This window comes from Mesorhizobium sp. M7A.F.Ca.CA.003.01.2.1 (genome assembly GCF_003998945.1).
Classification (GTDB): domain Bacteria; phylum Pseudomonadota; class Alphaproteobacteria; order Rhizobiales; family Rhizobiaceae; genus Mesorhizobium; species Mesorhizobium ciceri.
Genome location: NZ_RZRA01001354.1, coordinates 1 through 1,054, shown reverse-complemented (window position 1 = coordinate 1,054; position 1,054 = coordinate 1). Strand labels below are relative to the sequence as shown.

The following is a 1,054-nucleotide window of genomic DNA, read 5'->3' as shown; positions in this document are numbered from 1 at the left end:
GTGCTTGAGGCGCAGGGCTCGATCATGACCAACAAATATGCCGAGGGCTATCCGGGCAAGCGCTACTACGGCGGCTGCCAGTTTGTCGACGTGGCCGAGGAACTGGCCATCGAGCGCGCCAAGAAGCTGTTCGGCTGCAACTTCGCCAATGTCCAGCCGAATTCCGGCAGCCAGATGAACCAGGCCGTCTTCCTGGCGCTCTTGCAGCCGGGCGACACGTTCATGGGCCTCGACCTCAATTCCGGCGGCCATCTGACCCACGGTTCGCCGGTCAACATGAGCGGTAAATGGTTCAAGGTCGTCTCCTATGGCGTGCGCCAGGACGACCATCTGCTCGACATGGATGCCATCGAGAAGACCGCGCATGAAACCAAGCCGAAGCTGATCCTGGCCGGCGGCACCGCCTATTCCCGCGTCTGGGACTGGAAGCGTTTTCGCGAGATCGCCGACGCGGTCGGCGCCTATCTGATGGTCGACATGGCGCACATCGCCGGGCTGGTCGCCGGCGGCGTGCATCCGTCGCCGCTGCCGCATGCCCATGTCGTGACGACCACGACGCACAAGTCGCTGCGCGGCCCGCGCGGCGGCATGATCCTGTGCAATGACGAGGACATCGCCAAGAAGATGAATTCGGCGGTGTTCCCCGGCCTGCAGGGCGGCCCGCTTATGCATGTCATCGCCGCCAAGGCGGTTGCCTTCGGCGAAGCGCTGAAGCCAAGCTTCAAGGTCTATGCCGAGAGCGTTGCCGCCAACGCCAAGGCGCTCGCCTCCAGCCTCAAGGAAACCGGTCTCGACATCGTCTCCGGCGGCACAGACAACCATCTGATGCTGGTCGATTTGCGTCCGAAGAACGCCACCGGCAAGCGCGCCGAGGCGGCGCTGGGCCGCGCCAACATCACGTGCAACAAGAACGGTATTCCGTTCGACCCGGAAAAGCCTTTTGTCACCTCGGGCGTGCGTCTCGGCACCCCGGCCGGCACCACGCGCGGCTTCGGCCAGGCCGAATTCCGGGAGATCGGCAAGCTGATCGCCGAAGTGCTGGATGGTCTCAAGG

1 protein-coding gene is annotated in these 1,054 nt (G+C 64.1%); it reads left to right on the top strand.

Features of this window, described 5'->3' with window-relative positions; translation table 11 throughout:
* The coding region (gene glyA, locus EN969_RS32605; RefSeq protein ID WP_164758735.1) for a serine hydroxymethyltransferase at positions 1-1,054 on the top strand (1,054 nt) is incomplete at both ends.